At 60.6% G+C, this 22978-nt stretch carries 23 protein-coding genes; 12 read left to right on the top strand and 11 right to left on the bottom strand.

Features of this window, described 5'->3' with window-relative positions:
• Window positions 1–11 precede the first annotated feature (11 nt).
• From OSC50_RS18455 to recX, 5 genes are all read left to right on the top strand, one after another.
• Window positions 12–569, top strand: a complete 558-nt coding sequence (locus tag OSC50_RS18455; protein WP_253510807.1) for a glycoside hydrolase family 19 protein — start codon at window positions 12–14, stop codon at window positions 567–569.
• Entirely contained in the window at window positions 557–1069 is a 513-nt protein-coding gene (locus tag OSC50_RS18450) for a lysis system i-spanin subunit Rz (protein ID WP_181080564.1), read from the top strand. The genes OSC50_RS18455 and OSC50_RS18450 overlap by 13 nt, the downstream gene beginning before the upstream one ends.
• Window positions 1070–1150: 81 nt before the next feature.
• Entirely contained in the window at window positions 1151–1651 is a 501-nt protein-coding gene (locus OSC50_RS18445; protein WP_181080565.1) for a CinA family protein, read from the top strand.
• An 83-nt stretch (window positions 1652–1734) separates the two neighbouring features.
• On the top strand, window positions 1735–2793 hold the full coding sequence (recA, locus tag OSC50_RS18440; protein WP_123714828.1) for a recombinase RecA: 1059 nt from the start codon (window positions 1735–1737) through the stop codon (window positions 2791–2793).
• An 8-nt stretch (window positions 2794–2801) separates the two neighbouring features.
• The gene (recX, locus tag OSC50_RS18435; protein WP_181080566.1) at window positions 2802–3269 is read left to right on the top strand and encodes a recombination regulator RecX; all 468 of its coding nucleotides are present in this window, start codon (window positions 2802–2804) and stop codon (window positions 3267–3269) included.
• A gap of 124 nt (window positions 3270–3393) precedes the next feature.
• Here recX and OSC50_RS18430 read toward each other — a convergent pair whose 3' ends face one another.
• On the bottom strand, window positions 3394–4506 hold the full coding sequence (locus OSC50_RS18430) for an LOG family protein (RefSeq protein ID WP_266248171.1): 1113 nt from the start codon (window positions 4504–4506) through the stop codon (window positions 3394–3396).
• A gap of 363 nt (window positions 4507–4869) precedes the next feature.
• Window positions 4870–5304 carry a PA3611 family quorum-sensing-regulated virulence factor gene (locus OSC50_RS18425; protein ID WP_253510820.1) on the bottom strand — a complete coding sequence of 145 codons (435 nt, stop codon included), beginning with the start codon at window positions 5302–5304 and terminating at the stop codon, window positions 4870–4872.
• Window positions 5305–5482: 178 nt separating this feature from the next.
• On the opposite strand from OSC50_RS18425, the gene OSC50_RS18420 reads away from it, so the two are divergent.
• The 3 genes from OSC50_RS18420 (at window position 5483) to OSC50_RS18410 (ending at window position 7532) form a co-directional block, all read left to right on the top strand.
• Window positions 5483–6202 (top strand): tRNA-uridine aminocarboxypropyltransferase, encoded by a 720-nt coding sequence (locus OSC50_RS18420; RefSeq protein ID WP_253510823.1) that lies wholly within the window; start codon window positions 5483–5485, stop codon window positions 6200–6202.
• 241 nt (window positions 6203–6443) lie between these two features.
• On the top strand, window positions 6444–7094 hold the full coding sequence (erdR, locus tag OSC50_RS18415) for a response regulator transcription factor ErdR (RefSeq protein WP_253510826.1): 651 nt from the start codon (window positions 6444–6446) through the stop codon (window positions 7092–7094).
• A gap of 75 nt (window positions 7095–7169) precedes the next feature.
• Window positions 7170–7532, top strand: a complete 363-nt coding sequence (locus OSC50_RS18410) for a diacylglycerol kinase (protein ID WP_248075753.1) — start codon at window positions 7170–7172, stop codon at window positions 7530–7532.
• A 3-nt stretch (window positions 7533–7535) separates the two neighbouring features.
• Here OSC50_RS18410 and OSC50_RS18405 read toward each other — a convergent pair whose 3' ends face one another.
• Complete coding sequence (locus OSC50_RS18405) at window positions 7536–8462, bottom strand: LysR family transcriptional regulator (protein ID WP_266248177.1); 927 nt, start codon at window positions 8460–8462, stop codon at window positions 7536–7538.
• Window positions 8463–8586: 124 nt separating this feature from the next.
• Here OSC50_RS18405 and fpr point away from each other — a divergent pair, with 124 nt between their 5' ends.
• Complete coding sequence (gene fpr, locus OSC50_RS18400; protein ID WP_181080571.1) at window positions 8587–9366, top strand: ferredoxin-NADP reductase; 780 nt, start codon at window positions 8587–8589, stop codon at window positions 9364–9366.
• A gap of 85 nt (window positions 9367–9451) precedes the next feature.
• On the opposite strand, the gene tsaA is transcribed toward fpr, so the two are convergent.
• The 5 genes from tsaA to rimO form a co-directional block, all read right to left on the bottom strand.
• A complete protein-coding gene (gene tsaA / locus OSC50_RS18395; RefSeq protein WP_181080572.1) occupies window positions 9452–10147 on the bottom strand; it encodes a tRNA (N6-threonylcarbamoyladenosine(37)-N6)-methyltransferase TrmO in 696 nt (231 codons plus the stop codon).
• Window positions 10148–10150: 3 nt separating this feature from the next.
• On the bottom strand, window positions 10151–10612 hold the full coding sequence (locus OSC50_RS18390; protein WP_181080573.1) for a YehS family protein: 462 nt from the start codon (window positions 10610–10612) through the stop codon (window positions 10151–10153).
• 66 nt (window positions 10613–10678) lie between these two features.
• A complete protein-coding gene (locus OSC50_RS18385; protein ID WP_266248180.1) occupies window positions 10679–11389 on the bottom strand; it encodes an rRNA pseudouridine synthase in 711 nt (236 codons plus the stop codon).
• A gap of 71 nt (window positions 11390–11460) precedes the next feature.
• Complete coding sequence (locus OSC50_RS18380) at window positions 11461–11934, bottom strand: GNAT family N-acetyltransferase (protein WP_266248182.1); 474 nt, start codon at window positions 11932–11934, stop codon at window positions 11461–11463.
• A 102-nt stretch (window positions 11935–12036) separates the two neighbouring features.
• The gene (gene rimO, locus OSC50_RS18375) at window positions 12037–13377 is read right to left on the bottom strand and encodes a 30S ribosomal protein S12 methylthiotransferase RimO (protein WP_181080576.1); all 1341 of its coding nucleotides are present in this window, start codon (window positions 13375–13377) and stop codon (window positions 12037–12039) included.
• 288 nt (window positions 13378–13665) lie between these two features.
• Here rimO and OSC50_RS18370 point away from each other — a divergent pair, with 288 nt between their 5' ends.
• From OSC50_RS18370 to OSC50_RS18360, 3 genes are all read left to right on the top strand, one after another.
• On the top strand, window positions 13666–15567 hold the full coding sequence (locus OSC50_RS18370) for a potassium transporter Kup (RefSeq protein WP_181080577.1): 1902 nt from the start codon (window positions 13666–13668) through the stop codon (window positions 15565–15567).
• Between the two features lie 125 nt (window positions 15568–15692).
• Window positions 15693–16799 carry an NADH:flavin oxidoreductase/NADH oxidase gene (locus OSC50_RS18365; RefSeq protein ID WP_266248184.1) on the top strand — a complete coding sequence of 369 codons (1107 nt, stop codon included), beginning with the start codon at window positions 15693–15695 and terminating at the stop codon, window positions 16797–16799.
• 486 nt (window positions 16800–17285) lie between these two features.
• Window positions 17286–17471 carry a hypothetical protein gene (locus tag OSC50_RS18360; RefSeq protein WP_266248186.1) on the top strand — a complete coding sequence of 62 codons (186 nt, stop codon included), beginning with the start codon at window positions 17286–17288 and terminating at the stop codon, window positions 17469–17471.
• A 43-nt stretch (window positions 17472–17514) separates the two neighbouring features.
• Here the strand turns inward: OSC50_RS18360 and OSC50_RS18355 are convergent, their stop codons facing one another.
• The 3 genes from OSC50_RS18355 to OSC50_RS18345 all read right to left on the bottom strand — a co-directional run bounded on the left by OSC50_RS18355 (window position 17515) and on the right by OSC50_RS18345 (window position 22851).
• Entirely contained in the window at window positions 17515–19140 is a 1626-nt protein-coding gene (locus OSC50_RS18355) for a glucan biosynthesis protein D (protein ID WP_266248187.1), read from the bottom strand.
• 357 nt (window positions 19141–19497) lie between these two features.
• The gene (locus OSC50_RS18350; protein WP_266248188.1) at window positions 19498–21360 is read right to left on the bottom strand and encodes an NAD(P)-binding protein; all 1863 of its coding nucleotides are present in this window, start codon (window positions 21358–21360) and stop codon (window positions 19498–19500) included.
• A 66-nt stretch (window positions 21361–21426) separates the two neighbouring features.
• Window positions 21427–22851, bottom strand: coding sequence for a gamma-aminobutyraldehyde dehydrogenase (locus OSC50_RS18345; protein WP_253510853.1), 1425 nt, complete (start codon window positions 22849–22851; stop codon window positions 21427–21429).
• Window positions 22852–22978 lie beyond the last annotated feature (127 nt).

The raw sequence follows: 22978 nt of genomic DNA, 5'->3' as shown, positions 1-22978 counted from the left end.
GAGTAGAAACCATGCTGATTACGCTTCCCCAGCTTGTCCACGTCATGCCAACGGCCCGCCTCACAGCGGGTCTTTTTTTGCCTGCCATAAATGCGGCGATGGCCCGGCACTCGATTACCAGCCCCCAGCGCATCGCTGCGTTCCTCGCCCAGATCGGTCACGAATCCGGCGAACTGCAGTACCTGCGCGAACTGGGCAGTGATCGCTACCTGAGCAAATATGACATCGGACCCCTTGCCGCCAGACTGGGCAATACCCCTGAAGCGGATGGCGACGGCCAGCAGTACCGAGGCAGGGGGCTGATACAGATCACTGGGCGTCGCAATTACCTGGCGTGCAGTCGGGCGCTGTTCGGTGACGAACGGTTATTGGCCCAGCCTCAACTGCTGGAACAACCCCAATGGGCATGTGAATCCGCCGCCTGGTTCTGGCAGAGCAACGGCCTGAACGAGTTGGCCGACAAGGACCAGTTCACCACCATTACTCGACGTATCAATGGCGGCCTCAATGGCCTGGATCATCGTATGCAGCTATGGGCGAGGGCGAAGGCGGTGTTATGCGCTTCCTAGCGTCCTACCGCTTGCTCGGTTATTTCCTGCTGCTGGTTATGGCGGCGGGATTGACCTGGCAGGTTCAGGCCTGGCGATATGACGCACAGCTTGAGCGGTTGTCGGCCGTGCACGCGCAGGCGCTCGATCAACAAACCCGGCAGGCGTTGCATCAGCAGCAGGCCGAACAAGACAGGCGCCTGGCTCTTGAGCAACAGCTCAATGCCAGCGACCGACAGCATGCTCAGGAGTTAAGCGATGCCCAACGTCATCAAGCGGTTTTGCGTGATCGCCTGGCCACTGCTGATGTGCGGTTGTCAGTCCTTCTCGACGCCACCGAACCCGCCAATGGCAGCTCGGTGCCAGCCCCCGCCCCCGCCGGCGGCGTGGTTCATGCAGCCCCGCGAGCCCGACTTGACCCGGCGCATGCTCAACGAATTATCGCCATCACCGATGACGGCGATAACGCCGTGATTGCCTTGCGTGCGTGCCAGGCGTATGTGCACGCCGTCGCGCGTTAGCATCCTGATGCAGCCTGTCGCTTGCGTGTGCGATTTGCTCCTGTAGGGTAGGCGAACGCCCGCTCATTCCCGGAGACGACCGTGAACGAAATCACTCAACTTGCCGCTGAACTGGGGCGCCGACTCCAGGTGCTCAATGCTCATGTCACCACTGCCGAGTCCTGTACCGGTGGCGGTATTGCCGAGGCTATCACGCGGATTCCCGGCAGTTCGGCGTGGTTCGAAGCAGGTTATGTCACCTATTCCAACCGGCAGAAGACTCGACAGTTGAATGTACCGGAGGGCTTGTTCAACAAGGTGGGCGCTGTCAGCCAGGAGGTGGTGGAGGCGATGGTGCGTGGCGCGCAGGAGAAAAGTCTGGCGCGGTTCGCCGTGGCGGTCAGCGGCGTGGCAGGGCCGGATGGTGGTTCGCCGGAAAAACCGGTGGGTACGGTGTGGCTGGCGTTCGGCGTGGGGGAGGCGGTCACGGCACAGCGCGAACACTTCTCCGGCAACCGCGACGAAGTCCGTCGACAAACGGTAAAAGCTGCGCTGGAGGGCTTGTTGCGACGAGCTGCACTAGAAATAGAAAATCAGGGGTAGGCGATCTCCGATCTTTGTGGAACAATACTGTCTACTTATACAGGTGTTGGCCGTCAGGCCTTATTGATTACGTGAGGACTTTAATGGACGACAACAAGAAGAAAGCCTTGGCTGCGGCCCTGGGTCAGATCGAACGTCAATTCGGCAAGGGTGCCGTAATGCGTATGGGCGATCACGACCGTCAGGCGATCCCGGCTATTTCCACTGGCTCTCTGGGTCTGGATATCGCACTCGGCATTGGCGGCCTGCCAAAAGGCCGTATCGTTGAGATCTACGGTCCTGAATCTTCCGGTAAAACCACCCTGACCCTGTCGGTGATCGCCCAGGCGCAGAAGATGGGCGCCACCTGCGCATTCGTCGACGCCGAGCACGCCCTGGACCCTGAGTACGCCGGCAAGCTGGGCGTCAACGTCGATGACCTGCTGGTTTCCCAGCCGGACACCGGTGAGCAGGCCCTGGAAATCACCGACATGCTGGTGCGCTCCAATGCCATCGACGTGATCGTGGTCGACTCCGTGGCGGCACTGGTGCCCAAGGCTGAAATCGAAGGCGAAATGGGCGACATGCACGTGGGTCTGCAAGCCCGCCTGATGTCCCAGGCACTGCGTAAAATCACCGGTAACATCAAGAACGCGAACTGCCTGGTGATCTTCATCAACCAGATCCGTATGAAGATCGGCGTAATGTTCGGCAGCCCGGAAACCACCACGGGTGGTAACGCGTTGAAGTTCTATGCATCGGTCCGCCTGGATATCCGTCGTACTGGCGCGGTGAAGGAAGGTGACGAGGTTGTCGGGAGCGAAACTCGCGTCAAGGTTGTGAAGAACAAGGTGGCTCCACCATTCCGTCAGGCTGAATTCCAGATTCTCTACGGCAAGGGCATTTACCTGAACGGCGAGATGATTGACCTGGGCGTGTTGCACGGTTTCGTTGAAAAATCCGGTGCCTGGTACGCCTACAACGGCAGCAAGATTGGTCAAGGCAAGGCCAACTCGGCCAAGTTCCTGGCGGATAACCCGGACATCGCCGCTACGCTTGAGAAGCAGATTCGCGACAAGCTGCTGACCGCAGCACCAGATGTGAAAGCTGCCGCCAACCGTGAGCCGGTTGACGAGATGGAAGAAGCCGATACCGACATCTGAAGCCAGCGATGACTGTTGTACTGGATACACTCGTCGCCGTTCGGCGCACTGCAATGGACCTGCTCGCTCGCCGCGAGCATGGTCGAGTCGAGCTGACGCGTAAGCTGCGTCAGCGCGGCGCGGAGCCCGAAATGATCGAAACCGCCCTCGACCGGTTGACGGAAGAGGGTCTGCTTTCCGAATCCCGTTACCTTGAAAGCTTTGTGTCCTATAGAGCCCGTTCCGGCTACGGCCCCGCGCGAATTCGCGAGGAGTTGAGCCAGCGCGGTTTGCAGCGTGGCGATATCGACCTCGCGTTGCGCGAGTGCGGTATCAATTGGCAGTCGCAACTGGAGGATACCTGGCGCCGCAAGTTCTCTGGTCATTTGCCAATCGATGCCAGGGAACGTGCAAAACAAGGACGCTTTTTGAGTTATCGCGGGTTTCCGATGGACATGATCAGCCGCTTGCTCAGCGGTCGAGAGATGGACGACTGAGAGCCGGAGATTTGTTCCGACAAACTGTGACGTAACCCATAGCCACTCAATACGATCCCCTGATACACCCAAAAAGGCCCGCTATGAAAATAGCGGGCCTTTTTTGCGTTCTGCGTTTATGGATTCACGCCGGCTCCGGTGCCACCCGCTGCTGCGCCGTGCCTTGGGCGTGCGCCCAGTTCTCCGGTAGGTTGATGTAGTCCACCAGCTCCCGCAACCGACCTTGATCCCGTCCATTGAAGTTGAACACCAATCGCGTCAGGTGGCTGAACTTCGCCTCATCATGTTCCTCCCCGGTATATGCCAGTTGCTGGAACTCCCCGCTCAAACGCAGGCTGGCAAATTCCGTCTGCAAGTGGGTGAGGGCGCGCTCGCTGAGCGGATGGTTCATGCGCATCACGAACTCGCGTTTCAGCCAGCGCGTGGAGTGGAAGTTGGCGTAGAACTGATTGATCTCCTCTACAGCTTCTTCGGCGCTGTACACAAGCCTTACCAGCTTAAGGTCGGTCGGCAAAATGTAGCGATTGGCCTCCAGTTGATTGCGGATAAAGTCCAAGGCGCCTTGCCAGAACCCGCCACCTGGTGCGTCCAGCAACACCACCGGCACCAGAGGGCTCTTGCCGGTCTGGATCAGCGTCAACACCTCCAGCGCTTCATCCAGGGTGCCAAAGCCGCCAGGGCACAAGACCAGCGCATCGGCTTCCTTGACGAAGAACAGCTTGCGGGTGAAGAAGAAGTGGAATGACAGCAGGTTTTCCGTGCCATCAATGGTGGGGTTGGCGTGTTGTTCAAACGGCAGGGTGATGTTGAACCCCAGGCTATGCTCCAGGCCGGCACCCTCATGTGCTGCCGCCATGATGCCGCCGCCACCGCCGGTGATCACCATCAGGTCAGAGCGCGCCAAAGCTGCGCCCACCTCGCGAGCCAAGGCATACAGCGGGCTTTCTACGGGGGTACGTGCTGAGCCGAACACCGTGACTTTGCGTCGGCCCCTGAACTGTTCCAGAACCCGGAACGCATGATCCAGTTCGCGGATGGCCTGCAGGGTGATTTTGGCGTTCCAGCGGTCGCGGTCGTCCTGGGCCATGCGCAGCACGGTGAGAATCATGTCGCGATAAAGAGGGGTATTCGGGCTGTTGGGGGCTATCTGCTCGAGCTGCGCGTCGACTTGCTGTGCGAGCTGGAGCCCGTGTTCTTCAAAATGGCGTAGCAAACTGTCATTCGGTTGGTAAGGCATTCAACGTCTCCTTCTTCACAGAGGTTGGACCGACGGCAATCGATCGTCCGCAGGCCACGACACTGCATGTGTCGCTGCATGCCATAGGCGTTGTACCTGTTTGCCTGTCGGCAAAGCGCGCTCTGTATAGTCCTTTTGATTTAAAAACCTTTGCACTTCAAGTCCGCGGGAGGGCAACCCTCTTGTGCCCGGGAAATGTTACAGGACGGCGTGAGCGCCGTTGTGCAAGGGGGGCTGGGATGGCCTGATCATGGGCCGAAAAAGCCTTGGCTGGCAACCGCTTATTGGTCGGTCAGATGGGCGAGGAACAATGTCAAAGCGGGGGAGCGCGCCGCGGGACCGCAGCGCGAGGATAAGGCCAGGTTACTTTTTCTTCTTCGATGGCGCCGGGCAGTCCGCTTCCGCAAACTTCACCGAGGCCACTGGACGGTTGCTCTTGTTCTCGGTGATTTCATAACGCATCACCGCGCCCTTGGCCATCAATTCGCGGTAGCCCGCGTTCGTGCAAACGCTGCGGCCCAACTGAAAGTACACAGCCTTTGGATTGGCGCGCATCTGTTCGGCGCGGTCAGGCATCACGCTCAGGTGGTCAATTAACTGCATACCTTCAACGGTGTAGGCCACTTCGAGGGTTTTTTCGTCGATTTCCCGCGGCAGGCCTTTGTTGCTTTCAGCAGCGACACTTTGCAGCTTCCTGTTCATTTGAGCCTCCAGCAGCGAGGCCGCCTGGGCGCCGATGGGCAGGACCAGCGCAAGCGCGACGGATGGGGCGACAAGACGCAGCATGGAACGCAGCATGAAATTCTCCTGATTCGGTTACAGGTGCATAGACCCGCCACTGCGCTGTGCGTTCAGTGGCGGGCGATTATAGGTGAGGCGTCGCCACTACAGCCAGGCGTATCGCTGGTAAACTGCCGCCACTTCAACCCATTTTGAGTGACCCTGTGTCGATTTACCCGTCCATGCGGCGCATCCGATGAGCCACGCCGTCTCCCGCCTGCGTGCTCAGCGTCTGGCGCGCGCCATCAAACCCTTCGTTAATCGTGGCTCGCGCGCTGAGCGCTGTTCCGGCTGCCGCGTGATTGCGCAATATTGCCTGTGCGCCTGGCGTCCCAAGGTCGCCGCCAGGTCCGCCATGTGCCTGCTGATGCACGATGTCGAACCGATGAAGCCCAGCAACACCGGCTGGCTGATCGCTGATGTCATCAAGGACACCACGGCGTTCGCCTGGTCGCGCACCGAAGTGGATCCGGAGCTGCTGCTCCTGCTGGCCGACCCACAGTGGCAGCCCTATGTCGTGTTCCCCGGCGAGTTCGTGGCGCCGGAGCGGGTCGTCAGTGCCGTGACGGTGGAAGAGGGCAGACGACCGTTGTTCATCCTGTTGGACGGCACCTGGAGTGAAGCGCGCAAGATGTTCCGCAAGAGCCCGTATCTGGAACATCTGCCGGTGCTGAGCCTGGCGCCTGAGCAGCTGTCGCGCTACAAACTGCGGCGCTCCAAGCGCGATGATCATTTCTGCACCGCCGAAGTGGCGGCGCTGTGCCTGGAGTTGGCCGAGGATGCGGTCGCCAGCGAGGTGCTGGACGCTTACCTTGACGTATTCAGCGCCCACTACCTGGCCGCCAAGTTCCAGCTGCCGCTGGACCCGACGGATGTCGTGCACACGCGTCTTGCGCCCTATGTCCCAGCGCTTTAGCCAGACGACGTTTGCATGATGGCACCTTACCCGCTCCCCCGCTAAACTGCCCACGGGCGTAGTGCTTGACCCCCCAGGCTACGCTGGGCATGCTGTGCGCCGATTGAGGCGCCAGCATGGAGATTCGACGTCGTTTTGCGTCGAGCACGCCCTCTGGCGATGGCTGCCTGGTCGCCGCCTTGTGTATTGGTGAACCCTTGAACCCATTGGGGCTCCCATAAAAAACAGGATCATTTAATCAATGGCCACATACGAAATCCTGATAGCCGACGACCACCCGCTGTTTCGCAGTGCGTTGCGTCAAGCGGTGACGCTGGGCCTTGGGCCGGATGTCCGGCTGGTCGAAGTGGCCAGCATTGCCGAGCTGGAAAGCTGCCTGACCGATAAAACCGACTGGGACCTGGTGTTGCTTGACCTGAACATGCCCGGTGCCTATGGCTTCTCCGGGCTGGTGTTGCTACGCGGCCAGTACCCTCAGATTCCGGTGGTGATGGTCTCGGCGCAGGAAGAGGCCGATGTGGTGGTGCGATCCAGGGAATTTGGTGCCAGCGGGTTCATTCCCAAGTCCAGCGCCATGGAAGATATCCAGAAGGCGGTGCGTGCCGTGTTGGACGGCGATATGTCCTGGCCGCCCCAAGCATTTGAACACGTCAATGTATCCGACGAAGCCAAGGCCGCTCGTGATGGCTTGGCCAGCTTGACCCCCCAACAGTTCCGGGTATTGACCATGGTCTGCGAGGGCTTGTTGAACAAGCAGATTGCCTACGAGTTGAAAGTTTCGGAGGCAACCATCAAGGCGCACGTCACTGCCATTTTCCGCAAGTTGAACGTGCGCACCCGCACCCAGGCAGCGTTGCTCCTGCAACAACTTGAGTCAATTTCGCAGCATTAAGATCTCACCGATTCACGCTTTTTTGACTTTGCGTGATCTAGTTTCCCCACTCCTTTGGTTCAGTTGCCTACATCTATGTCGCCTTTCAAGGGTCAAACCGGTATCAAACGTATCTTCAATGCTGGGGGATATTCCCTGGACGGCCTGCGCGCAGCGTTCACCGGCGAGGCGGCATTCCGGCAGTTGGTGTTGCTCAATGTGATCCTCATCCCACTGAGCTTTTTCCTCAATGTCAGCCGTGTCGAGCGGGCGTTGCTGATTGCCGTATGCCTGCTGGCGTTGATTGTCGAGCTGCTCAACTCGGCGGTGGAAGCGGCCATCGATCGCATCTCCCTGGATCGCCATCCTTTGTCGAAAAACGCCAAGGACATGGGCAGCGCCGCGCAATTCGTGGCCCTGACCATGATTACCCTGGTGTGGGTCGTCATCCTGATCTAAGCCTCAGGCAATGTTGGGAAGCACGATTTCGTCGCTGCGCTGCACGCCGGCGGTGAATGCGCGGCAGAGTTCCAGGAACTCGCGCATCGCCGAGGTCTGGTATTTCTGCTTGTGCCAGATGAAGTAAAACTGCCGTGCCAAGTCCAGATCAGGGGTTTCCACCGGCACCAGGCTGCCACGACGAAACGCGTCACGCAGCGCCAGCCTTGAGATACAGCCGATCCCCAGACCCGACTCCACCGCACGCTTGATCGCCTCGGTGTGTTCCAGTTCGAGGCGGATGTTCAGTGCGCTGCGGTGATGGCGCATGGCTTGGTCAAACGTCAGGCGTGTGCCTGAGCCTTGTTCGCGCAGGATCCACGCTTCATGGGTCAACTCGTCCATGCTCGCCACGCCACGTTTGGCCAGGTGGTGCTGTGGGGCGCAAAACACCACTAACTCGTCTTCTACCCAGGTCTGTACTTCGATATCCGGGTGGCTGCAGTCGCCTTCGATCAGACCCAGATCAATTTCGTAATGCGCCACTTGATGCACGATATGTGCGGTGTTCTGCACGTGCAATTTCACCTGGCTTTCGGGGTGCTGCTGCATGAAGCTGCCGATCAGCAGCGTCGCCAGGTAATTGCCGATCGTCAGGGTGGCCCCGACCGCCAGGGAGCCGAAGCCGGACTTGCCGTTGAGCAGGTCTTCGATCTCCTTGGCCTGGTCCAGCAGCGCGACCGCCTGGGGCAACAGCTGATGGCCCAGGGCATTGAGACTCAAGCGTTTACCGGCGCGGTCGAACAATTGGCAGATGGATTGACGCTCCAGTTCGGTAATCGACGTGCTGGCGGCGGATTGGGATAAAGCCAGAAGGCCAGCAGCGCGCGAAACGCTTTCCTGCTGGGCGACGGCGACGAAGACTTGCAGTTGACGGAGAGTAAATCGCATATCGATATAACCGATAACCCTTATCTTAATAATCCAGTTAACAGATATTGTCGCCGCCATTAGAATGCGCTGCAATTGCGCATTTCACATTTGGCGCAGACCCATTTCCAGGAGTCCCCCGTACATGAGCAACATGAACCACGAGCGTGTCCTCAGTGTTCATCACTGGAACGACACTCTGTTCAGCTTCAAGTGCACCCGCGATCCGGGCCTGCGCTTCGAGAACGGTCAGTTCGTGATGATCGGCCTGCAGCAACCCAACGGCCGCCCGCTCATGCGTGCTTACTCCATTGCCAGTCCGAACTGGGAAGAGCATTTGGAGTTCTTCAGCATCAAGGTGCCGGATGGCCCGCTGACTTCCCAATTGCAGCACCTGAAGGAAGGCGATGAGGTCCTCATCAGCAAGAAACCGACAGGCACCCTGGTGCTGGACGACTTGAAGCCCGGAAAACACCTGTACCTGCTCAGCACCGGCACTGGCCTGGCGCCGTTCATGAGTGTGATCCAGGATCCGGAAACCTACGAGCGTTTTGAAAAAGTGATCCTGTGCCACGGCGTGCGCTACGTCAACGAAGTCGCCTACCGCGAGTTCATCACCGAGCACCTGCCGCAGAACGAATTCTTCGGCGAGGCCGTGCGTGAGAAGTTGATCTACTACCCCACCGTGACCCGCGAGCCCTTTGAAAACCAGGGCCGCCTGACCGACCTGATGCGCAGCGGCAAGCTGTTCCGGGACATCGGCTTGCCGCCGATCAACCCCGAGGACGACCGCGCCATGCTGTGCGGCAGCCCAAGCATGCTGGACGAGACCAGCGAAGTGCTCAACAGCTTCGGCCTGAAAGTTTCGCCACGCATGCGCGAGCCAGGTGATTACCTGATCGAACGCGCATTCGTCGAGAAATAAAGCAGCCAAACCATGTGCTGACTGGACAATACAGAAGACCTGAATGTGGGAGGGGGCTTGTCCCCACCCACAGTTGGTTTGCGGTTTATCCCGCTGTCACCACTTCCAATACGCAAATCACCCCAGCCTCGGGATAGTGCCAGCGCACATCCACATCCCAGAAGCGCACCCCGTACTCGCGCTCCGGCCCAGGCGTCTGGTACGCGGGCCGGGGGTCCTGCGCCAAACACTGATCAATCAATTCCACCAACGGCTCGCCGAGACGCTGGGCATGGCCTTGTGCTTGCTGCAGCGCTGTCTTCAGCCACTGTACGGGAATCAACGCCGGCGCCCCGCTGGCGATGCGGTTGCTGGCCGTGTCGATGATGTCGGCGTAAGGCACGTAAGGCTTGATGTCCAGCACCGGCGTGCCGTCGAGCAGATCGATCCCGGAGATCCACAACCGACCCGGCTCGACCCTGTCCAGTTTCACCACCGACTGGCCGATGCCATTGGGCCGATGGGTCGCACGGGTGGCGAACACCCCCATGGACGTATTGCCACCCAGGCGTGGCGGGCGCACTTTCAGGCGCGGCTTGTCTTCCAACGCCTGATGGAACAGAAACAGCAGCCACACATGGCTGACCTGCTCCAGGCCTTGCACGGCCTCGCCCTGGTCGAACGGCGCCACCAGCTCCAGCACGCCGCGGGCGGCCGGCGCCAGTTGCGGTTGGCGCGGGATGGCGAACTTCTCCTTGAAACAGGAGCGCACGAAGCCGACGGGGGAGACCAGGTGACTCATGGCTTACGCACGCACCCGCAGCGTCAGCCCCTTGAGGAAGTTACGCAGCAACTGGTCGCCGCACGGGCGATAGTTGGTGTGGCCGAATTTGCGAAACAGCGCGCTCAATTCCGGCTTGGACACCGGGAATTCGGCAGCTTTGAGAATGGCGTGCATATCATCTTCCTTCAGTTCGAAGGCCACGCGCAGCTTCTTGAGAATGATGTTGTTGGTGACCGGCGTCTCGATCGGCTGCGGTGGACGGCTTTCATCCTTGCCACGCTTGAAGATCACCAGGCCATCGAGAAAGTGCGCCATGACCTCGTCCGGGCAGAACACGAAGCCTTCTTCTTCGTCCTTCTTGAGGTAAGTCAGCAGGTCATCCTTGGTGATGTCCATGCCGCCGAGCTTGGTGATCTCGACCATCTTGTTGTCGCTGATATCGAGCATGTAGCGCACGCTGCGCAGTACGTCGTTGTGAATCATGGTGGGCAATCCTGGTTTTCAACGGTGGACAACGCCCGGCGGGGCGCTGTCGAAAGGGGGAGCAGCTTAAAATTTCTCTTTGCCGGACAGGTAACGCCATTGGCCCACTGGAACCTTGCCAATGGACACCCCGCCGATGCGGATGCGGCGAATAGCCACGACCTTCAGGCCGACCGCCTCGCAGAACAGCGCGATCACGCCGGGTTGCGGATTTTTCAGCGCAAAGCGCAGGCGATTTTCGTTCTGCCAGCTGGCTTTTACGGCTGGCAGCTCTTTGCCTTTGTAGGTCAGGCCGTGGTTCAGGCGGTTAAGGCCGTGGGCAACCATCTCGCCTTCGACCTCCACGACATATTCCTGCTCGATCTTGGCGGCATCGGCGGTCAATTTGCGCAGAATCTTCCAGTCCTGGGTGAACACCAGCAGGCCGCTGGCCTTGGCCTGCAGGTCGGCGCTGGCGCTCAGGCGCAGGAAGTGGCCTTTGAGCGGACGCTTGCCGAAACGATGTTCGTCCGACAGAGTTTCGGCGCTGATCATCGCCATCGCGGTATCAGCATCCACACCGGCCGGGGCGTGCAGCAGGATGGTCACCGGTTCCGGCGCGGTGGCCTTGGCCTCGGGGTCGAGTTCGACTTTCTGGGTGGTGACCTTGAACTGCGGTTCGTCGATCACTTCACCGTCCACCGAGACCCAGCCGCCTTCGATAAACAGCTCAGCCTCCCGACGGGAGCAACCGACCAGTTCGATAAGGCGTTTGGAGAGGCGTATGGGGTCAGTCATGACAAGGGCCGTAACAAAAGGGGGCGGCTATTGTACCTGCCTGGCGCCGGTTAATCCCGGCCCCATTTCATTTAGCCCTGGCGCGCCTGCGACGACAACTGGCGCAAGCGCATGCGCAGCAACGGATAAGGCTGGCCAAGGCCGTCATGCTCGGTGCGTCCGATCACCTCGAAACCTTGCTTGAGGTAAAAGGCCAGGGCCTGGGGGTTCTGTTCGTTGACTTCCAGCTCGTCGGCGTTCATGCACTCCACCGCGTAGCGCAGCAACTGGCGGCCCAAGCCTTGGCCACGATGTTGCGGATCGATGAACAGCATCTCGACTTTTCCCGCCGCTACCCCGGCAAACCCAGTGATGCGCTGGCGGGCGTCCTTGGTGCAGACCAGCATCACCGCATCCAGGTAGCGGGTCAGCACCAGGTCTTTGAGTAATACGATGTAGCTGTCGGGCAGAAAATCATGGGTGGCGCGCACCGACGCTTCCCACACCCGGACCAGTTCCGGGTAATCGCGGGTGTTAGGTGTATGAATGACCGAATGCTGCCGCATGCCCGTTGCCTCTTGCCGATGTGTGCGCCGATGGGCAAAACAATAGACCGAAAAAAGCCCCGCATCTTGTCCAGAAGCAGGGCTTTTTCAAGTTTCCAGCGATCAGTCGCGTTTTTCGGCCCACAGGTCGTATTCGTCGGCGTCGGTCACGGTGCACCAGACCTTGTCGCCCGGCTTCAAACCGCTGGCATCGTCGATAAACACATTGCCGTCGATCTCCGGCGCATCGAAGAAGCAACGGCCCACGGCGCCTTGTTCGTCGACTTCGTCGATGAGCACTTCGATTTCCTTGCCGATGCGCAGTTGCAGGCGCGCCGAGCTGATGGCCTGTTGGTGCGCCATGAAGCGTTCCCAACGGTCCTGCTTGACGTCGTCCGGCACCACGGCCAGGTCCAGCAGGTTGGCCGGGGCGCCTTCCACCGGCGAGTACTGGAAGCAGCCGACGCGGTCCAGTTGGGCCTCGGTCAGCCAGTCCAGCAGGTACTGGAAGTCTTCTTCGGTCTCGCCGGGAAAGCCGACGATAAAGGTGGAGCGGATGATCAAGTCCGGGCAGATCTCGCGCCAGTTCTTGATGCGCGCCAGGGTTTTGTCCTCAAAGGCCGGGCGTTTCATGGCCTTGAGCACTTTCGGGCTGGCGTGCTGGAACGGGATGTCCAGGTACGGCAGGATCTTGCCGGCGGCCATCAGCGGGATCAGCTCGTCCACATGCGGGTACGGGTAGACGTAGTGCAGGCGCACCCATACGCCCAGGCTGCTGAGGGCTTCGCAGAGTTCGGTCATGCGGGTTTTTACCGGCGCGCCGTTCCAGAAGCCGGTGCGGTATTTCACATCGACGCCGTAGGCACTGGTGTCCTGCGAGATCACCAGCAGCTCCTTCACGCCAGACTTGACCAGGCGCTGGGCCTCGTCGAGTACGTCGCCCACCGGACGGCTCACCAGCTTGCCGCGCATCGACGGAATAATGCAGAAGCTGCAGCTATGGTTACAGCCTTCGGAGATCTTCAGGTACGCGTAGTGGCGCGGGGTCAGCTTGATGCCTTGGGGCGGCACCAGGTCGATCAACGGGTTGTGATCCTGGCGTGGCGGCACCACGTCGTGCACAGCGTTGACCACTTGCTCGTACTGCTGCGGGCCGGTCACCGCGAGCACGCTGGGGTGCACATTGCGGATATTGCCTTCTTCCACGCCCATGCAGCCGGTCACGATGACCTTGCCGTTTTCCTTGATGGCTTCACCGATCACCTCCAGCGACTCCGCCTTGGCCGAGTCGATAAAGCCACAGGTGTTGACCACCACCACATCCGCGTCCTGATAAGTGGACACCACGTCATAGCCTTCCATGCGCAGTTGGGTCAGGATGCGCTCGGAATCGACCAGCGCCTTGGGGCAACCCAGGGATACAAAGCCGACCTTGGGGTTGGCCGTTGCGGGAGTGGTGGACATGTCTAACCTCGGTATTGAATGACGCCGCCGCCGCAAAGGGCAGGGCAGCGGACGGGCGCTTGGCGCGCCTCTGATCAAAAAGTGCGCAATTCTAGCGATGGGCAACGGACTTGACCAGCTTTATGCAGGGAAATACGACGAGCGCTGCGCTATGCTTCGCGCCGTTGCGCATGGGTAAAACCCTTGGGTCAATAAAACGTCTGTTACGAGAAGTAAAACGGCGCATGCTAGCGTCGGCTTAGACGCGTTGTTCATATAAGACCTCAGGTCAAAGGGCAGGAGTGGTTGATGGGTCAGGCAAGTAGTCAGGCAGTAGGTGCCGAGCATTCAAACGCCAAACCGATTGGCATGCTGGTGGCAGCGGTCGGGGTGGTTTATGGCGATATCGGAACCAGCCCGCTCTATACCCTTAAAGAGGTGTTCAACGGCGGTTATGGGGTTCAGGTCAACCACGATGGCGTGCTGGGGATTCTGGCGCTGATCTTCTGGTCGCTGATCTGGGTGGTGTCGATCAAGTACATGCTGTTTGTACTGCGCGCAGACAACCAGGGCGAAGGCGGGATCATGGCCCTCACCGCGCTGGCGCGGCGGGCGGCGGGGGAGCGCAGACGGCTGCGCAGTTTCCTGGTGGTCTGTGGCCTGTGCGGCGCGGCATTGTTCTACGGTGACAGCATGATCACCCCGGCAATTTCCGTATTGTCGGCCGTGGAAGGCCTGGAACTGGCGTTCGATGGCCTGGAAAAATGGGTAGTGCCGATTGCCCTGGTGGTGTTGGTGGCGCTGTTCCTGATCCAGAAGCACGGCACCGACCATATCGGCAAACTGTTCGGGCCGGTGATGGTGACCTGGTTTCTGGTGCTGGGCGGCCTGGGTGTGTACGGCATTACCCTGCACCCTGAGGTACTCCATGCCCTGAACCCGATCTGGGCCGTGCGTTTCTTCGAGGCCCATCCAGGCATCGGCGTGGCGATCCTCGGCGCGGTAGTGCTGGCATTGACCGGCGCCGAAGCGCTGTATGCCGACATGGGCCACTTCGGTCGCAAGCCGATTGCCCGCGCGTGGTTCATGCTGGTGTTGCCGGCGTTGGTACTCAACTATTTCGGCCAGGGCGCGATGCTGCTGGGCGATCCCGAAGCCGCGCGCAACCCGTTTTATCTGCTGGCGCCGAGCTGGGCGCTGATCCCGTTGGTGGTGTTGTCCACCCTGGCCACTGTGATTGCCTCCCAGGCGGTGATTTCCGGTGCGTTCTCCCTGACGCGCCAGGCGATCCAACTCGGTTACATCCCGCGCATGCATATCCAGCACACCTCCAGCGCCGAACAGGGCCAGATCTATATCGGCGCGGTGAACTGGTCGTTGATGGTCGGCGTGATCCTGCTGGTACTGGGTTTCGAATCGTCCAACGCCTTGGCCTCGGCCTACGGCGTGGCGGTAACCGGCACCATGCTGATGACCACCATCCTGGTGTCGGCGGTGATGCTGCTGCTGTGGAAATGGCCGCCGGTGCTGGCGGTGCCGGTGCTGGTCTGCTGCCTGTTGGTCGACGGTCTGTACTTCGCCGCCAACGTGCCGAAGATCATCCAGGGCGGCGCGTTCCCGGTATTGGCGGGCATCGTGCTGTTCGTGCTGATGACCACTTGGAAGCGCGGCAAGCAATTGCTGGTGGAGCGCCTCGACGAAGGCGGCCTGCCGCTGCCGATCTTTATCAGCAGCATCCGCGTGCAACCGCCCCATCGGGTGCAGGGTACGGCGGTGTTCCTCACGGCGCGCCCGGATGCGGTGCCCCATGCGCTGTTGCACAACCTGCTGCACAACCAGGTGCTGCATGAGCAGGTGGTGCTGTTGACCGTGGTCTACGAAGATATTCCACGCGTACCGGCCACCCGACGTTTCGAGGTGGATGCCTACGGCGAAGGCTTCTTCCGCGTCATCCTGCACTTCGGGTTCACCGACGAGCCGGACGTACCCCAGGCGCTGAAGCTGTGTCATCTGGACGAACTGGATTTCAGCCCGATGCGTACCACCTATTTCCTCAGCCGTGAAACGGTGATTGCCTCGCGCATCAAGGGCATGGCGCGCTGGCGCGAAGGCTTGTTCGCGTTTATGTTGAAAAACGCCAACGGCAACCTGCGCTTCTTCAAACTGCCGGTTAACCGGGTGATCGAGCTGGGTACCCAGGTCGAGATGTAAGCCCACGCAGCACGGGCGCCGGCCATCGGCGCCCGTGTTGTGCTGAACCCTGTGCGATCGCGCGTTGTCGACTAGGCTCTAAGCACGCTTTGAAGAGTGCCCACAGAACCCAGAAGAGGTGCGCCATGAGTCAACTGCTCGAATCCTACACCCTGCGCCAATTGACTTTGCCCAACCGCATCGCCGTATCGCCGATGTGCCAGTACTCCAGCGCCGATGGCCTGGCCAATGACTGGCACTTGGTGCATCTCGGCAGCCGTGCGGTAGGCGGCGCTGGCCTGATCTTCACCGAAGCCACTGCGGTGAGCGCCGTTGGTCGCATTACTGCCCAGGACCTGGGGCTGTGGAACGACCAACAGATCGAACCGCTGCAACGCATTACGCGCTTTATTGCGGCCCAGGGTGGGGTGGCCGGAATCCAGCTGGCGCATGCCGGGCGCAAGGCCAGCACTCACCGCCCGTGGCTCGGCAAGCACGGCAGCGTCAAGCCTGAAGACGGTGGCTGGGTGCCGGTCGCGCCGTCGCCCATTGCGTTCGACCCCCAGCACACCCAGCCCAAACCGTTGGATGAAGCCCAGATCCAGCAGGTGATCGCCGACTTCGTCGCGGCGGCCAAACGCGCCCTGACGGCCGGCTTCAAGGTAGTAGAGATCCACGCGGCGCACGGCTACCTGTTGCATCAGTTCCTCTCGCCGCTGAGCAATCAGCGCCAGGACGCATACGGTGGTTCGTTCGAAAATCGCATTCGCCTGGTGCTGCAAGTGACCCAGGCCGTGCGCGAGGCGTGGCCACGGGAGCTGCCGTTGTTCGTGCGGGTATCGGCCACCGACTGGGTCGAAGATGGCTGGAACCCGGATGAAACCGTGGAATTGGCGCGCCGCCTGAAGGACCTTGGGGTGGATCTGATCGACGTCTCGTCCGGCGGCACCGCCGCCAACGCCGAGATCCCCACCGGGCCGGGCTATCAGACGCGTTTCGCCGAACGCGTGCGCAAGGAGGCGGGCATCGCCACCGGCACCGTCGGCATGATCACCGAGCCGGCGCAGGCCGAGCACATCCTGCGTACCTGCCAGGCCGATATCATCTTCCTGGCCCGAGAGCTGCTGCGCGATCCGTATTGGCCCTTGCATGCCGACGACGACCTGGGCGGGCGCAAGGCGACCTGGCCGGCGCAATATCAGCGCGCGACCCATCGGGATCAGCCGATCCATGAGTCTGACTTGAAGAATTAGCCTTCGTCGCTTCAAAACCCACCCTGACCCGGTCAATGCCGGTCAGTTAAGAGACGGAACGGGCAACCAGTACCCTGTGGCGAGCGGGCTTGCCCCGCGTTGGGCTGCGAAGCAGCCCCAAAACATAGTCCCGGAGCTGCCTCGCATACTGCGACGCTCCTATTGGGGCTGCTGCGCAGCCCAACGCGGGGCAAGCCCGCTCACCACAGTTACAATGTTCCTCCTTAAACTGACTGGCATTGCCCTGACCCGGTGGGTTTTTTTACGCCTCGCGATGGGGAAAAGGCTGTAGGTATTTGTTACCCAAGTATTTTTTTAAGTGAATACTCTAAAAAAATCCCACGCGCTGCGAGATTGTTTCTACGCTTACGGTAAGCCTGATTTCTGGCCCGGGAAGTCAGTCGGCTTGCCGTCGGGGCGTTGCGCTTCACGGGACGCAGGTGATGGGCGCAAGGAGTAGTTGTTCGATATCAGGAGAAGCAGTCCATGGCCAAGTCCTTTGGTGTAGCGGGTGTGGTGACGTCATTTCTGACGCGCAGGGTGTCTTTGCGGGGGCGAAGGTTGAGTTCGGACGAAGTGGAACTGCTGGCGCAGTATCGCGCATTGACGGAGGACGATCAGGTGGCCATGCGCTATTTGATTGGCGCGATGAAAAGCGTGTCGCGGTTCTGATCCGCCCTCCAGTCAGGGGGGAGCGGGTGCTCCCCCCTTGTTATCACGTGTACTTGCGCTGCTCCGGTGCCGGCGGAAAGTACTGGTACAGCCAGGTTTCGCTCAAGGTGCGGTCCTGGGTGCGAATGAACAGGCGCAATTCCACCGGCTCCACGCTGTCGCTGGTCGGGTACCAGTCAAACAGAATGCGGTAGCCCTTGATGTTGTCGAGCACCAGCACGCTGAAATCCTTTACCTCGCCGTGGGAGCAGGTGACCACCGGTTCGATCCCGGTGCCGGCCGGCAGGCGGTCCAGGCCGCCGCCTTTGAAGTCCACGGCAAAACGCCGTGCCCATACCTCTGGATAATGCTCGCCCGGTGCCCAGCCCTCGGTAAAACCGCCCATGCCGGAGCGGGTGGCATCCACCTGCGCCAGCGGCGTGCTTACCGGCGGCAGGGCGCTCCAGTACAGTTTGTAGCCGTAGTTGAGCGAATCGCCGGCGGCCACCGGTTTTTTCGGGGTCCAGAAGGCCACGATGTTGTCCAGGGTTTCGCCGGTGGTGGGAATTTCCAGCAAGTCGATCGAACCTTCACCCCAGGCTGTCGTGGGTTCTACCCACAGGCTTGGGCGTTTGCTGTACCAGTCCACGGTGTCCTGGTAGCTGGCGAACTCATGGTCGGTCTGCACCAGGCCGAAGCCTTTCGGGTCGGTGTCGGCGAATGCGTTGAATTGCAACTTGGCCGGGTTGTTCAACGGACGGCAGACCCACTCGCCGTTGCCGCGCCACATGGCCAGGCGGTCCGAATCGTGGATCTGCGGGTGGATGGTGTCGCACATGCGGCGCTCGTGGGTGCCGCAACTGAACATGCTGGTCATCGCCGCGATGCCCAGTTGCTCGATTGCGGTGCGCGCATTGATATGCGCGTCGATGGCCATCACGACCTGGTTGGCCTGGCAGTCGATATCGAAGCGATAGGCACCCGTGGCGCTCGGCGAATCGAGCAGGGCGTAGACCACAAAGCGGGTGGCGTTCTTGTCCGGGGTCTCGAACCAGAACTGCGTGAAATCGGGAAACTCTTCACGCTTTTTCGCGTAGGTGTCGATCGCCAGACCGCGGGCGGATAACCCGTACTGACCGGTGGAATCGACCGCGCGGAAGTAACTGGCGCCGAGAAACGACAGCACGTCATGACGGTCCAGCTCCGGCGCCTTGAACAGTTTGAAGCCGGAGAAACCCAGGTCGCCGGTCAGCTGTTGGGTGTCGACCGTGGTTTTTTCATAGTTGAACAGTGAAGGGCGGAAATGCACCTCACGCGCTTCACGCGTCTTGGGGTCGACGCTGTGCATGCGCACCGGCGTCTTGAAACCCATGCCGACGTGGAAGAATTGCACGTCGAGCTGGCCATTGAGTTCTTTCCACAGCGAATGGTTGCCGTCGTAGCCGATCGCGTTGAAGTTCTGCGGAGTCATGGTCGCCAGCGTCGGCGGCAGTACTTGTTTGGTGTCTTTGTAGGCGGTTGCGGCCAGTTGTTTGGCCTGGGCCTTGAGCGTTTCGAAGTCGAACGCCACGGCTTTGCCATCGGCGGCGCGGTTCCCGGCCCAGGCCTGGGCAGCGAGCAGCCCGCTGGCCGACAGACCGGTATAAGCCGCAATGGCCATGGACGCTTTGAGCAAATTCCTGCGATGCATAGAGACAACCTGTCGTGAGCAAATCCCGCGCCGTTCCTGGCACGTGCTGGATCAGAAAATACGGTTCGGACATGCCTTCGGCCAAACGCTACGGACATTAAACAGACGCCGGATAGCTTAAGCGGTTCGGTGGAGGAGGAAAATTGATTGGTGGCGGGGTGATGGCATTGCAAATGCGACAAGACATTTCCGGGGCTGTGGACGAACACATTACTCAAGAATTATGAAAATCCAATGTGGGAGCAGGCTTGCCCCCCGATAGCGGTGTATCAGCCAACTATTTCAGTGCTGACCCACTGCTATCGGGGGCAAGCCCCCTCCCACAAAGAGTTTTGTATTGTCGGTCAGAGGTGTGTTTCAGGCCACTTCGCCCACGGCTCGGTACGCCTCGTCGATCGCCGCATGGGCGTACGCACTCCACGCCGCGTCCGAGTTGGCGATGCTCACATGCCCCAGGGGTTTGCGCGCCAGGTTCATCAGCGCTTCGCTTTCGTCGGCGTCATCGAACAGGCTGTTGGAAAAATACGCATAGCCGTGGGACCAGCGATTCACTGTGATCGCCAGAATATCCGTCTCATGATTGAACCCGCCCGGACCGAGCATGCGTTGCAGTTGGTCACGCAACTGCGCTTCCAGTTGCTCGAATGTCTGCCCATACAAGCGGCCACGTCCGGCGCGGGCCTGATCGCGGGCGTTCATGCCGCTGTTGGGGCTGGTGGGCACGTAGACCATGTGCAGGCCGATCGGTTGCGTGGGGTCGCGCGGGTGGTCGTAACCGCCCATGCTCACCGGGTAGTCCAGTTTGATGCGGCTGTACGGCTGGGTGGCCGCGTAGATTTCATGCACCCCCAGCTTCTGAAACGCTTGCCAATTTCGGATCACTACCTTGGTGTACACCAGCGGGAATTTCACGTTTTGGCTCAAGGCGTGGGCCTGAGGCGCGGGCAGGCCTTTGAGCAGGTAAGGAATCATCATGTTGTAGCAGGCCAGGATGCAGCGTTTGCCGCGCACCTGGGCGAGTTGTCCGCCTCGGCTGTAGCCGATATGCACGCCATCGCCGACATTGCGCACGCTCACCGCCGTGCTGTTCAAACGCAGGCGCACCGGTGCCTTGGGTTGATCGAGCCTGGCGTAGTCGAAGGCCGCCAGCACGATATCGTCCATGCTGTGCCCTGGTGCCACACCGGGAATCAGGCTGCGCACCAGGAGGCGTGCGAGCGACGCATTGCCGTCCGGGAAATGGTAGATGTAGGGCTCTTCCATTTCTGCGGCGGCTTCTTCGCTGATAGGTGCCAGATTCATTCCGCCAAAACCTGGGAAACCCACATTGTAGGCATCGGACGCAGCCACGGCATCGATGCTCAAGGCCATGAAATCGTTGGTACGGCTCTGAAAATACTTCACCGCGCCTTGCGACAATCCCACGTTCTTGAGCAGGAAATCCCGGTAGCTGGTGGCTGCCAGGTAGTCAGCCTTTTCCTTGGCATTCTTGCCGGGCAGGTAGTCCCTGGGGGCGGTGTGCAGCTCGATCAGCGCCTGGCGGTCGGCGGTCGGCAGTGGGAAGTCATTGATGAAGTCACCGAGGGCACGCGCATGCAACTGGTCCGGGGCGATGTCGTCAGCCACCATCGGCGTCGGGTCGCCGGTCACCAGTTTGTCTTCGCCGAAATTCTCCTTGTCGAAGAACACCCCCCGCGACAGCCCCAGGTTTGGGTAGAACTGGCGGTCGAAGGCCGTTTCGAAGCGCTTGATAGTCACCCCGAGTTTTTTCAGCAGGCCGTTCACCGGTTTGCTGAACAGGTGGTTGGGCGACTGGAAGGCCTCACTGCCGCCGTAGCCGATGATCATGCGGCCGCCGGCCTGGAACTCATTGCGCTTGGCGTGGCCGCCGAAGTCGTCGTGGTTCTCCAGGATCAGGATTTTCGCATTCGGATGTTTCTCGCGGTAGAACCACGCCGCCGACAAGCCGCTCAGGCCACCGCCGACCACCACCAGGTCATAGTGCTCGGTGATGGGCAATTTATCGGTGTCGAAGACTTTCTTTTCCCAACCCATCTGGTGCGCCATTTCGAAGGCGCCGACATGGCTGCCGCGCAGGCCGGTGAGGGCGGGTGGGTAATAGCGACCGTCGGGCGCGGCCCGAAGGATCTGCAGCGGCGTCATGCCGGCAGCGACGGTGATGGCGACGCCGTTGAGGAAGTCGCGGCGGGTGATGTCCATGGGCATTCCTGAAAATTATTGTTATGAGCCCCCTGCAAGAGCCTGCGTGCAGGGGGTGGCGGCGAATCAGTGCTTGAACATCACATGCCGGACCGTGGTGTAGTCCTCCAGGCCATACATGGACATGTCCTTGCCATACCCCGACAGTTTCTGACCGCCGTGAGGCATTTCGCTGACGAGCATAAAGTGGGTATTTACCCAGGTGCAGCCGTACTGCAGGCGCGCGGCCAGGCGATGGGCGCGGCCTACGTCGGCTGTCCATACCGACGAGGCCAGGCCGTAGTCCGAATCGTTGGCCCAACCCAGCACCTGGGCTTCGTCGTTGAACTTGGTCACTGACACCACTGGCCCGAACACCTCGCGGCGCACGATTTCGTCGTCCTGCTGGGCGTCGGCCAGCACGGTCGGTTCAAAGAAGAACCCATTGCCGTCCACGGCCTTGCCGCCGGTGATCAAACGGATATGCGGTTGTGCCACGGCACGTTCGACAAACCCGGCCACGCGGTCGCGGTGTTGCGCGGTGATCAATGGCCCCAGCTCGGTGTTCGGGTCATCCTGCAAACCGTACTTGATGCTGGCGACCGCCGCGCCGAGCTTCTCGACAAACGCGTCGTAAATGTCCGCCTGGGCATAGATGCGGCACGCCGCCGTGCAGTCCTGGCCGGCGTTGTAGAAGCCGAAGGTGCGGATGCCTTCAACGGCGGCGTCGATGTCCGCATCGTTGAAGATAATCACCGGTGCCTTGCCGCCCAGCTCCATGTGCATGCGTTTCACGCTGTCGGCAGTGTTGGCGATGATGTTCGCGCCGGTGGCGATGGAACCGGTCAGTGACACCATGCGTACTTTCGGGTGCTGCACCAGTGGGCTGCCCACGGTCGGGCCACGGCCGAACACCAGATTGAGCACGCCGGCCGGGAAGATCTCCGACGCCAGTTCCACCATGCGCAACGCCGTCAGTGGGGTTTGCTCCGACGGTTTGAGCACCACGGTATTACCGGCGGCCAGGGCCGGGGCGATTTTCCACGCGACCATCATCAGCGGGTAGTTCCACGGCGCGATGGACGCGATCACGCCTACCGGATCGCGGCGGATCATCGAGGTATGGCCGGGCAAGTATTCGCCGCCGGCCGAACCGCTCATGCAGCGGCTGGCGCCGGCAAAAAAGCGGAACACGTCGGCAATCGCCGGGATCTCGTCGTTGAGCGCGGCGCTGTAGGGTTTGCCGCAATTGTCCGACTCCAGTTTGGCCAGCTCTTCACCGTGGGCTTCGATGGCGTCGGCCAATTTGAGCAACAGCAGCGAGCGGTCCTTGGGCGCGGTCTGCGACCAGTTCTCAAACGCGGCATCGGCGGCCCGCACGGCGGCGTCGACCTGGGCTTCGCTGGCTTCGTTGATTTCCACCAGCACACGGCCCAGGGCCGGGTTGAACACCGCTTGTGCCGGGCCTTCGCCTTGTACCAGTTGGCCGTTGATCAGCAGTTTGGTTTGCATGATTGAGTCCTCCAAAAAACGCGTGTTATTTCCCTGAAGAAACCGGATTTAAATGTGGGAGGGGGCTTGCCCCCGATGCCAGTGGTTCAGTGACAGCTGTGTTGGCTGTCACACCGCTATCGGGGGC

Source organism: Pseudomonas quebecensis (assembly GCF_026410085.1).
GTDB classification, from domain to species: Bacteria; Pseudomonadota; Gammaproteobacteria; order Pseudomonadales; family Pseudomonadaceae; genus Aquipseudomonas; species Aquipseudomonas quebecensis.
This window is presented reverse-complemented; position numbering and strand designations above follow the sequence as displayed.

What these genes read in the sequence shown, in the direction of transcription:
- OSC50_RS18455 (WP_253510807.1), top strand. Translation starts at nt 12, where the DNA reads ATGCTGATTACGCTTCCCCAGCTTGTCCACGTCATGCCAACGGCCCGC.
- OSC50_RS18450 (WP_181080564.1), top strand. Translation starts at nt 557, where the DNA reads ATGCGCTTCCTAGCGTCCTACCGCTTGCTCGGTTATTTCCTGCTGCTG.
- recA (WP_123714828.1), top strand. Translation starts at nt 1,735, where the DNA reads ATGGACGACAACAAGAAGAAAGCCTTGGCTGCGGCCCTGGGTCAGATC.
- recX (WP_181080566.1), top strand. Translation starts at nt 2,802, where the DNA reads ATGACTGTTGTACTGGATACACTCGTCGCCGTTCGGCGCACTGCAATG.
- OSC50_RS18430 (WP_266248171.1), bottom strand. Translation starts at nt 4,506, where the DNA reads ATGCCTTACCAACCGAATGACAGTTTGCTACGCCATTTTGAAGAACAC.
- OSC50_RS18425 (WP_253510820.1), bottom strand. Translation starts at nt 5,304, where the DNA reads ATGCTGCGTTCCATGCTGCGTCTTGTCGCCCCATCCGTCGCGCTTGCG.
- OSC50_RS18420 (WP_253510823.1), top strand. Translation starts at nt 5,483, where the DNA reads ATGAGCCACGCCGTCTCCCGCCTGCGTGCTCAGCGTCTGGCGCGCGCC.
- erdR (WP_253510826.1), top strand. Translation starts at nt 6,444, where the DNA reads ATGGCCACATACGAAATCCTGATAGCCGACGACCACCCGCTGTTTCGC.
- OSC50_RS18410 (WP_248075753.1), top strand. Translation starts at nt 7,170, where the DNA reads ATGTCGCCTTTCAAGGGTCAAACCGGTATCAAACGTATCTTCAATGCT.
- OSC50_RS18405 (WP_266248177.1), bottom strand. Translation starts at nt 8,462, where the DNA reads ATGCGATTTACTCTCCGTCAACTGCAAGTCTTCGTCGCCGTCGCCCAG.
- fpr (WP_181080571.1), top strand. Translation starts at nt 8,587, where the DNA reads ATGAGCAACATGAACCACGAGCGTGTCCTCAGTGTTCATCACTGGAAC.
- tsaA (WP_181080572.1), bottom strand. Translation starts at nt 10,147, where the DNA reads ATGAGTCACCTGGTCTCCCCCGTCGGCTTCGTGCGCTCCTGTTTCAAG.
- OSC50_RS18390 (WP_181080573.1), bottom strand. Translation starts at nt 10,612, where the DNA reads ATGATTCACAACGACGTACTGCGCAGCGTGCGCTACATGCTCGATATC.
- OSC50_RS18385 (WP_266248180.1), bottom strand. Translation starts at nt 11,389, where the DNA reads ATGACTGACCCCATACGCCTCTCCAAACGCCTTATCGAACTGGTCGGT.
- OSC50_RS18380 (WP_266248182.1), bottom strand. Translation starts at nt 11,934, where the DNA reads ATGCGGCAGCATTCGGTCATTCATACACCTAACACCCGCGATTACCCG.
- rimO (WP_181080576.1), bottom strand. Translation starts at nt 13,377, where the DNA reads ATGTCCACCACTCCCGCAACGGCCAACCCCAAGGTCGGCTTTGTATCC.
- OSC50_RS18370 (WP_181080577.1), top strand. Translation starts at nt 13,666, where the DNA reads ATGGGTCAGGCAAGTAGTCAGGCAGTAGGTGCCGAGCATTCAAACGCC.
- OSC50_RS18365 (WP_266248184.1), top strand. Translation starts at nt 15,693, where the DNA reads ATGAGTCAACTGCTCGAATCCTACACCCTGCGCCAATTGACTTTGCCC.
- OSC50_RS18360 (WP_266248186.1), top strand. Translation starts at nt 17,286, where the DNA reads ATGGCCAAGTCCTTTGGTGTAGCGGGTGTGGTGACGTCATTTCTGACG.
- OSC50_RS18355 (WP_266248187.1), bottom strand. Translation starts at nt 19,140, where the DNA reads ATGCATCGCAGGAATTTGCTCAAAGCGTCCATGGCCATTGCGGCTTAT.
- OSC50_RS18350 (WP_266248188.1), bottom strand. Translation starts at nt 21,360, where the DNA reads ATGGACATCACCCGCCGCGACTTCCTCAACGGCGTCGCCATCACCGTC.
- OSC50_RS18345 (WP_253510853.1), bottom strand. Translation starts at nt 22,851, where the DNA reads ATGCAAACCAAACTGCTGATCAACGGCCAACTGGTACAAGGCGAAGGC.